The 5,992-nt window shown below is 63.1% G+C and carries 7 protein-coding genes and 1 pseudogene; 7 read left to right on the top strand and 1 reads right to left on the bottom strand.

Annotated features, from left to right (window positions below):
* Positions 1–241: 241 nt before the first annotated feature.
* Positions 242–364 carry a hypothetical protein gene (locus tag VEJ16_03170; GenBank protein HYB08654.1) on the top strand — a complete coding sequence of 41 codons (123 nt, stop codon included), beginning with the start codon at positions 242–244 and terminating at the stop codon, positions 362–364.
* 424 nt (positions 365–788) lie between these two features.
* Here the strand turns inward: VEJ16_03170 and VEJ16_03165 are convergent.
* A pseudogene (locus VEJ16_03165) lies at positions 789–959 on the bottom strand (GIY-YIG nuclease family protein).
* A gap of 289 nt (positions 960–1,248) precedes the next feature.
* On the opposite strand from VEJ16_03165, the gene rpsB reads away from it, so the two are divergent.
* The 6 genes from rpsB to VEJ16_03135 form a co-directional block, all read left to right on the top strand.
* Positions 1,249–2,088, top strand: coding sequence for a 30S ribosomal protein S2 (gene rpsB, locus VEJ16_03160; protein HYB08653.1), 840 nt, complete (start codon positions 1,249–1,251; stop codon positions 2,086–2,088).
* A 287-nt stretch (positions 2,089–2,375) separates the two neighbouring features.
* Positions 2,376–3,296 carry a translation elongation factor Ts gene (tsf, locus tag VEJ16_03155; GenBank protein HYB08652.1) on the top strand — a complete coding sequence of 307 codons (921 nt, stop codon included), beginning with the start codon at positions 2,376–2,378 and terminating at the stop codon, positions 3,294–3,296.
* 174 nt (positions 3,297–3,470) lie between these two features.
* Positions 3,471–4,208 (top strand): UMP kinase, encoded by a 738-nt coding sequence (pyrH, locus tag VEJ16_03150; protein ID HYB08651.1) that lies wholly within the window; start codon positions 3,471–3,473, stop codon positions 4,206–4,208.
* A gap of 42 nt (positions 4,209–4,250) precedes the next feature.
* The gene (frr, locus tag VEJ16_03145; GenBank protein ID HYB08650.1) at positions 4,251–4,808 is read left to right on the top strand and encodes a ribosome recycling factor; all 558 of its coding nucleotides are present in this window, start codon (positions 4,251–4,253) and stop codon (positions 4,806–4,808) included.
* A gap of 15 nt (positions 4,809–4,823) precedes the next feature.
* The gene (locus tag VEJ16_03140; GenBank protein HYB08649.1) at positions 4,824–5,558 is read left to right on the top strand and encodes an isoprenyl transferase; all 735 of its coding nucleotides are present in this window, start codon (positions 4,824–4,826) and stop codon (positions 5,556–5,558) included.
* Positions 5,551–5,992, top strand: a 442-nt coding sequence (locus VEJ16_03135; GenBank protein HYB08648.1) for a phosphatidate cytidylyltransferase, incomplete at its 3' end; no start/stop codon positions are given. The genes VEJ16_03140 and VEJ16_03135, both read left to right, overlap by 8 nt.

Raw genomic sequence — 5,992 nt, 5'->3', positions numbered from 1 at the left:
CTCATGGTTCGAGACGGCTGCCCGGCGGCCGCCATAGCGGCCGCCTCTATGCGCGACGCAGAAGAAGGCGCGCGAAGCGCGCCGGCAGCCTCCTCACCATGAGGATTATTTATTTTTCTAAAGCCCTCATCCTGAGGAGGTGCGCAGCACCGTCTCGAAGGATGAGGCGCCTCGCGCCGGCGGCCGCCTCTTTGCGTGACGCAGAAGAAGGCGCGCGAAGCGCGCCAGGAGGCTCCTCACCATGAGGATTATTTTTATCATCCTCATCCTGAGGAGGTGCGCAGCACCGTCTCGAAGGATGACGAGCCGCGACGCCCTCGTTGCCTTTCAACGCGTGCGCATCCTTGCGATTGAATATCTCTGAAATATTCAACTTGCTTCTTGACAGCGGCCACCGAGGCCGGCACGGTGCCGCGCGAAAAAACAACGCAAACCCAAGGGCTTAAATAAAAAAGAGCTAAATTAGAGAAACGTCAAACCACCCCTTCAATCGCGTACCTTCCCACGGCCCCCGCCCAAGAAATCCGCGCGAAATGAGATCGAGAAAGGATCGTTCGATGACGCACCGCATGCCTACACGCGCCCCCCTCGGCAAGCGCCTGCTTGCCACCAGCTCCGTCCTCGCCCTCGTCGCGGGCGTCGGTAGCGCCGCCCACGCGGCCAGCGTCACCAATCCCGCCTCCATCCCCAACCCGACGGTCGCGGCAGGCCAGATGGCGACGTCGATCGTCTTCAACGACGGCAAGACCCACACGGGCAGCATCGTCAACAACGGCACGGTCAGCCACGCCCTCACGGTGCTCCCATGCGCGTCGGGCAAGATCGCTGGTGACACCAACGTAAAGCGTGCCATTCGGCCGGTTCGTCACGATGTAGACCCATCCACTCATTCCATGGATTTCGCACGGACCGATCGTGACCGCAATGAAGGCATGGATGCCCGGGTCAAGCCCGGGCATGACGGTTGGAGAAGTCCAGTTCAAGTCGCCACGACGGAGAAACCATCGACCTTACTCAGGGTTGGATCGCATCGATGGAGCAACGTCGAGTCCGATCCGGCGCCGGCTAAGAGGCGTAGACCGGTCCCAGCCCCTTGCATTCCGGGCGCATAACCGCTATCTACGCGCCACTCAAACCCACACGCGGGTGTCGCGGCCGTCCGGGGAGAAATCCCGGATGTTCGCTCCGGTGGCCACGTTTCCGGCCTCAATGACCCGCGGCGGACTAACCGGAAAAGGATTACGACTCATGGCGATACCCACGTTCTCCATGCGCCAGCTTCTCGAAGCCGGCGTGCATTTCGGCCACCAGACGCGGCGCTGGAACCCGAAGATGGCTCCCTACATCTTCGGCGTGCGAAACAACATCCACATCATCGACTTGCAGCAGACGGTCCCGATGCTCTATCGCGCATTGGAGACGGTCCGCGCAGTGGCGGCGGCCAACGGGCGCGTGCTCTTCGTGGGCACCAAGCGTCAAGCCGCCGACATCGTGGCCGAGGAGGCCAAACGCTGCGGCCAATATTATGTCAACCATCGCTGGCTCGGCGGCATGCTGACCAATTGGAAGACGATCTCCCAATCGATCAAGCGCCTGCGCGGCCTCGATGAGCAGTTGAACCAGGAAAATCTCGGCCTCACCAAGAAGGAGACCCTGAACCTCACGCGCGAGCGCGGCAAGCTCGAGCGCGCCCTCGGCGGCATCAAGGAAATGGGCGGCCTCCCTGACCTCCTTTTCATCATCGACACGAACAAGGAGGCAATCTCGGTCGCGGAATCGCGGAAGCTCGGCATCCCGATCGTCGCGATCGTCGACAGCAACTCGGACCCGGACGACATAACGTTCCCGGTCCCCGGCAATGACGACAGCCAGCGCGCCATCCGCATCTATTGCGAACTGGTGGCCGGTGCCGTGCTCGACGGCCTGCAGGAGAATCTGATGAAGGCGGGAGTCGACATCGGCGAATCGGCGGAAGGCCCGACCGAGGCGCTGCCGAAAGAGGGTGCGGACGTAAGCGAGACCACGCCCGACGCCGCGACCGTGGCCGCGATGGCGGACGCGGGCGAGCCCGCCGAGAAGGGCGCCTGATCCGGCGGCGGCCATGACGAACGAACCAGCGCGCTGAATGGAAGTGGATGCCCAAACATGTGGATGGCCGGGCTTGATGGTTGGAGAAGTCCGCAGCACGTGGATGGCCGGGTCAAGCCCGGCCATGACGGGGATGAGAGACAACCGCCTTTCCTTTTTTCGTCATGCCCGGGCTTGACCCGGGCATCCGGGCCTTCCAGCGCGCGGGTCATGACAGGAAAGGGTACGAACCGTTGGCGTTACAGCACGAGAAGGTTGTACCGATATCTTCAGAAAGAGGTGACGTTATGGCGGAGATCACCGCGGCACTCGTGAAGGAGCTGCGTGAAAAGACCGGCGCTGGCATGATGGATTGCAAGAAGGCGCTGGCGGAGAGCGGGGGTGCCCTTGAGGCGGCGGTCGATTGGCTGCGCAAGAAGGGCTTGGCGCAAGCCGCCAAAAAGGCAGGCCGCGTCGCCTCGGAAGGGCTGGTCGGGGTGGCGGTCAAGGGTAACGCCGGTGCCGTCGTCGAGATCAATGCCGAGACCGATTTCGTCGCCCGCAACAGCACCTTCCAGGCGTTCGTTGCCGAGGTAGCCGAGCTGGCCGCCACGACCGGCGGCGATCTCGACAAGATTCTTGCCGCCAAGCTCAAGAGCGGACGCACCGTCCAGGATGAAATCACGCATCTTGTCGCGACGATCGGGGAGAATATTTCGCTCCGCCGTGCTGACGCGCTCAAGGTCGGGCAGGGGGTCGTCGCCAGCTATATCCACAATCAGACCACGGCCGGCCTCGGACGCATCGGCGTGCTCGTCGCCCTCGAATCCCCGGGGGAGGCGGGAAAACTGCTCCCCCTCGGCAAGCAGATCGCCATGCACGTCGCGGCCGCCAATCCCCAGGCCCTCGACGTCGCTGGGCTCGATCCGGCGGCGGTCGAACGCGAAAAGACGGTGCTCGCCGACCAGGCGCGGGCAAGCGGCAAGCCCGAGGAGATCGTTCAGAAGATGCTCGAAGGGCGTCTGCGCAAGTTCTATCAGGAAGTCGTGCTGCTCGAGCAGGATTTCGTCGTCGAGCCCGGCACAAGCGTCGCCAAAATCGTCCAAGGGGCGAGCAAGACGCTCGGCGCGCCGCTCAAGATCGCGGGGTTCGTGCGTTTCGCCATTGGCGAGGGGATCGAAAAAAAGCAATCCGACTTCGCGGCCGAGGTTGCCGAACTCGTTCGCTGAGGCTTGGCTCCTTGTGGGGCGTGGGGTCGACTTTGCTGCGGCGGCCCGCAGCGGCTTGCGTTATATTGCGCTGTCCGTGGCGCGCCGTCTCGCCACAGCGGCCGGGGCTCGCACCCGGTCGTTCCGCATGAGGGGGCGGCAAAGTCCCCGCTAGAATGAGGCCAGTTTCGCATCATGCCGAGCGAGCCACGGCGGAAGGCCGTCCCTCGATACAACCGAGTCCTCCTCAAAATCTCCGGCGAAGCGTTGATGGGGCCGCGCGAATACGGTCTCGATTGGGACACGGTCAACGCCATCGGCAAGGATATCCAGGCCGTTCATGCGATCGGGATCGAGATTTGCATCGTCATCGGTGGGGGCAACATCTTCCGCGGCATTCAGGGCAGCGTCGCCGGCATGGAACGAGCGGGTGCGGACTACATCGGCATGCTGGCGACGGTCATGAATTCGCTCGCCCTGCAGAATGCGCTCGAAAAGCTCGGCGTGCCGACGCGGGTTCTTTCCGCCATTCCCATGCAAAGCGTGTGCGAGCCGTATATCCGGCGCCGCGCCCTTCGCCACCTGGAGAAAGGTCGCGTCGTGATCTTCGCGGCCGGCACCGGCAACCCGTTTTTCACGACCGACACAGCGGCGGCCCTCAGGGCTTCGGAGATGGGATGCGACGTGCTTCTCAAGGGGACGAAAGTCGACGGCGTCTATTCCGCCGACCCGCTGAAGACGCCGGATGCCGTGCGCTACGACCGGCTCACCTATCTTGAAGTGCTCTCTCGCGATCTCCAGGTAATGGACGCGTCCGCGATCTCTCTAACACGCGAAAATCACATTCCAATCCTGGTGTTTTCGCTGCACAATCCGGGCGCGTTCGCGGACGTGGTGCAGGACCGCGGGAAGTTCACGTTGATTAGCGAATAAGACATATAACGCTATGGAAAATGAGAAATTTAGAGGAACGCCTTGAGCGAACACGAGATCCCTGATCTGAAGCGGCGGATGGACGGTGCCCTCGACGTGCTGCGCAAGGAATTCGCCGGGTTGCGGACCGGGCGCGCATCGGCGCACCTGCTCGAGCCGATCCAGGTGCCGGCTTACGGCTCGGTCATGCCCATAGCGCAGGTCGGCACCGTGGGCGTGCCGGAGTCGCGGCTGATTACCGTGCAGGTATGGGACAAGGGACTTGTGTCGGCGGTGGATAAGGCGATCCGGGATGCCGGGCTCGGTCTCAATCCCCAGGTCGAAGGTACGCTTGTCCGTGTGCCCATTCCCGAACTCTCGAAGGAGCGTCGCCAGGAACTTACCAAGGTTGCGCATAAATACGCCGAGCAAGCGCGCGTCGCCGTCCGCAACGTGCGGCGCGACGGCATGGAACACCTGAAACGCCAGGAAAAGGACCACAAGATTTCGGAGGACGAGCATCGCAAGAAGTCCGACGAAATCCAGAAGCTGACCGACGGCATCATCAAGAAAATCGACGAGACCCTGGCGGGCAAGGAAAAGGAGATCATGCAGGTCTAGGGGCCTGTGGCCGGCATGGGACCGCTCACCAAAACATCGGACGCAACCAGAGCCCCCGTCCATGTCGCAATCGTGATGGACGGCAATGGCCGCTGGGCCAAGGCGCGGGGACTTCCGCGCACGGCCGGCCATCGCCGTGGCGCGGACGCCGTGCGCGAAGCGGTCAAGAGCGCGGTGGCACTGGGGGTGTCCTACCTGACGTTGTTCGGCTTTTCATCGGAGAACTGGCGCCGGCCAGCCTCGGAGGTCGACGATCTCATGGGCCTCCTGCGTCTCTACTTACGCTCCGAGGTCGCCGAACTTCACCGAAACGGCGTCCGCGTTCGCGTCATTGGCGATCGCACACGGTTCTCGAGCGACATCGTGGAATTGATCGAGGGGGCCGAATCGCTGACGCAGGAAAATCGCAGGCTCACACTCACGGTCGCACTCTCCTATGGCGGGCGCCAGGATATCGTCCAAGCCGCACGCAATCTCGCGGGCGAGGTGCAAGCTGGGCGATTGACACCGGCAGAGATCGATGAAGCGCGCTTCTCGCATTCGCTTTGGACCGCGGACACGCCGGATCCCGACATGGTGATCCGCACGAGCGGGGAGCGGCGGGTCAGCAACTTTCTGCTTTGGCAATCGGCCTACGCGGAGTTCGTCTTCCTCGACACCCTTTGGCCGGACTTCGCGAGAAGCGACTTCGAATACGCCATTCGCGAATACAACGGTCGTGAGCGCCGCTATGGCACCAGCCGTGGCTGATCGCCCGATCGACGGTTTGCTGTTGCGGACGCTCTCGGCACTGGTCATGGCGCCGCTCGCAGTCTGCGCGATCGTGGCGGGCTGGCCCTACTTCCATACGGTGATCGGCATTGGAGGTGCGATCCTGGCATGGGAATGGGCGCGGCTGTGCGGTGGGGAGTTTACCGAAACCGGCTGGGTCCTGCTCGGCGCCGTCGTGGCGGCTGTCGTCGCGGCGAGCCTCGGGATGGAGCTTGAAGCAATGGGTGTCGCCGCCGTCGGCGCGCTCGCCATCTACCAAGTAGCACTCAGCCATCGGCGGCCCGAGCCGTCCTGGTTTTCGCTGGGTGTGCTCTATTTCGCCATACCGAGCATCGCCCTCATCTGGCTGAGAGCGGATTTCGGGGCGAATCCCGTCCTATGGCTGTTCCTCTCCGTCTGGGCGACGGATGTGG

Source organism: Alphaproteobacteria bacterium, from assembly GCA_035625915.1.
Taxonomy (GTDB): domain Bacteria; phylum Pseudomonadota; class Alphaproteobacteria; order JACZXZ01; family JACZXZ01; genus DATDHA01.
The sequence above is the reverse complement of the archived record's forward strand: the minus strand, read 5'-3'. Positions and strand labels throughout refer to the sequence as shown.